The sequence below is a fragment of the Corynebacterium variabile genome, assembly GCF_006539825.1.
GTDB classification, from domain to species: Bacteria; Actinomycetota; Actinomycetes; order Mycobacteriales; family Mycobacteriaceae; genus Corynebacterium; species Corynebacterium variabile.
The window spans coordinates 1-2,116 of record NZ_BJNT01000045.1 but is presented as its reverse complement, the minus strand read 5'-3'; the positions used below and the strand labels follow the sequence as shown (position 1 = coordinate 2,116).

Sequence of the window (2,116 nt, the reverse complement as noted above, 5' to 3'; positions counted from 1 at the left end):
TCCGGAAGAGCCAGTTAAGCCCATGACCTGCAGATAGATCGACGACACGCCGAGTCGCAACTACACGACAGGCGCGTGTTCATGCTCGAAGATGACTGCTGTTCACACAAGTCACACGAGAAACACGCACCCGCCATTGGACTTACTCGCCGATGTCACCGATCACCGCGACCCACGAGGCACCCGGCACCCCCTCGTCGCCCTCCTCGCAGCCTGCTTGACCGCCGCGCTTGCCGGCAACACCAGCTACACCGCTATCGCTGAATGGATAGGCGACGAGGATAACACCACCGTCGCTGACCTGGGCATCGACCCGGACCGACGACCATCAGAGGCCGCCGTACGTCGGGTACTGTCCCAGCTCGATGCCGACCTGTTCGACCGGGTGCTCGGTGCCTGGATGTTCACCCGCACAGGCTCTGTCGATGGCCGTAGTCTGATTGCCGTGGACGGCAAGACGATCCGGGGAGCCCGGGATCACGGGCACCCGGACTCCCGTGCGCCACACGAGGTGGCCGCGTTCGACACCGGCTCCGGCACCATCGTCGGCCAGGTGGAGGTCGACGCGAAAACCAACGAGATCCCCGCCGCCTGCGACCTGCTTAACCTGTTTGACCTGCACAATATGGTCGTCTCCCTGGACGCACTGCATACCCAGGACAAGACCGCCAAGTTCATCGTCAACGCCGGTGGCGACTATGTCATGACCATCAAGAAGAACCGTCGGGCCCTCTACGACCGGGCTGCCGCTCTGCCGTGGGACAGCAACCGCACCCACACCGAGCAGTCCAGTGGGCACGGTCGACGTGAGACACGGTCAGCGCAGGTGTTTGTTGTTGGTGCCGAGTTCGGTTTTCCTCATGCCGCGCAGGTCGTCAGGGTTACTCGGCACCGGACGGACTACAGCAGGGCTCGAGTCAAAGGCCGAAACAAGAGGGGCAAGAAGACCCGGGAGACGGTCTATGTTGTCTGCTCGTTGGGCCATGTTGATGCTCCGGTGGCAACACTGGCCGGGTGGGTGCGGGCACACTGGGGTATCGAGAACCGGCTGCACTGGGTCCGGGATGTGGTCTTCGGTGAGGATGCCTGCCTGATCCGGGCCGGGGCTGGTCCACGGGTCATGGCGACGTTGCGGAGCACGGCGATCAGTGTGTTGCGGTTGGCGGGTTGGTGCAAGATTGAGAGCGGGACAAGATATTACAGGGCTGTGTTCTCACGGCCATCAGCGCTGGTCACGACGATCCATCATCGACTTTGACGGATCCCTGCACTCGCCGCAGCTTCGCACGACGCACACGCCGATCCGGATACTAAATTAACTGTGTTGGGGTTAGTGTATAGATTTCACCTTCACCAGTACTTCAACTGCGGGTTATAGCCTTGCGTGATGTATCAAAAACTTGGAGTGATCCAAGTTGGGTGCCACATTTCACTTCCGAAAAACCCAGAAATTCTGCAAGATATAATTAAGTGAAGTAGCAACCGCTTGCGATAAAAACCAGGAAAGGAATAATATATCTCCGTCTTCTCCAAAGTTGGCTCTTATAATGTAATCTGCAATTACAGCAGACAGAAAGCAAACTACATATGATGAGGCCGCTTTTAGCTTTTCAGTACGGGACCTAACGCCATTGAAAGTGAAATAGCTATTCAGGTAGTAAGCTACCGTACTTCCAGATATATAGCTGCCGCCGCGCGCTAGGGTGGCAGGAAAAGAGAGGTACAGTAGTAGACTTCTAATGGAGAAATCTACCACTGCACCGACTGTTCCCACTAGCACAAAGTAAGTTAATTTCCTCAGTTGCTTTTTTTTCGATCACAGCCAAGTAGCGTACCACCACTTGTTATCGGTCGTGTGCTTCTCGCAAGACTTCTTGACATTAAGCGCGTGGAAGCCACCAACGGTGTTGGCAATGCAGCTTGCCCTGCTGGAGAACGGACCATGCCACTTTTCTGACTTCGTCATTGTTGACGATCCTGCGGTCGTCGGCTCGGCGGCCGCGACCCCCTGGGAAGCTACGGAAGCTCCCACTAGCATCATGCCAGCAAGGCATTCGCTGGCGATCCTGTTTCTCATCATTTGTCCAATCGTGAGGTGATTATCGGCTCTTCCGGG

3 protein-coding genes are annotated in these 2,116 nt (G+C 56.8%); 1 reads left to right on the top strand and 2 read right to left on the bottom strand.

Going from position 1 to position 2,116, the window contains the following annotated elements; all coding sequences use genetic code 11:
- Window positions 1–91 precede the first annotated feature (91 nt).
- Window positions 92–1,258, top strand: coding sequence for an ISAs1 family transposase (locus CVA01_RS14635; RefSeq protein ID WP_141331802.1), 1,167 nt, complete (start codon window positions 92–94; stop codon window positions 1,256–1,258).
- A 171-nt stretch (window positions 1,259–1,429) separates the two neighbouring features.
- Here CVA01_RS14635 and CVA01_RS14630 read toward each other — a convergent pair whose 3' ends face one another.
- Both CVA01_RS14630 and CVA01_RS15140 read right to left on the bottom strand, forming a co-directional pair.
- Complete coding sequence (locus CVA01_RS14630; RefSeq protein WP_280528078.1) at window positions 1,430–1,774, bottom strand: GtrA family protein; 345 nt, start codon at window positions 1,772–1,774, stop codon at window positions 1,430–1,432.
- 42 nt (window positions 1,775–1,816) lie between these two features.
- Window positions 1,817–2,116: hypothetical protein (locus tag CVA01_RS15140; RefSeq protein ID WP_218024602.1), on the bottom strand; the 300-nt coding region annotated here is incomplete at its 5' end.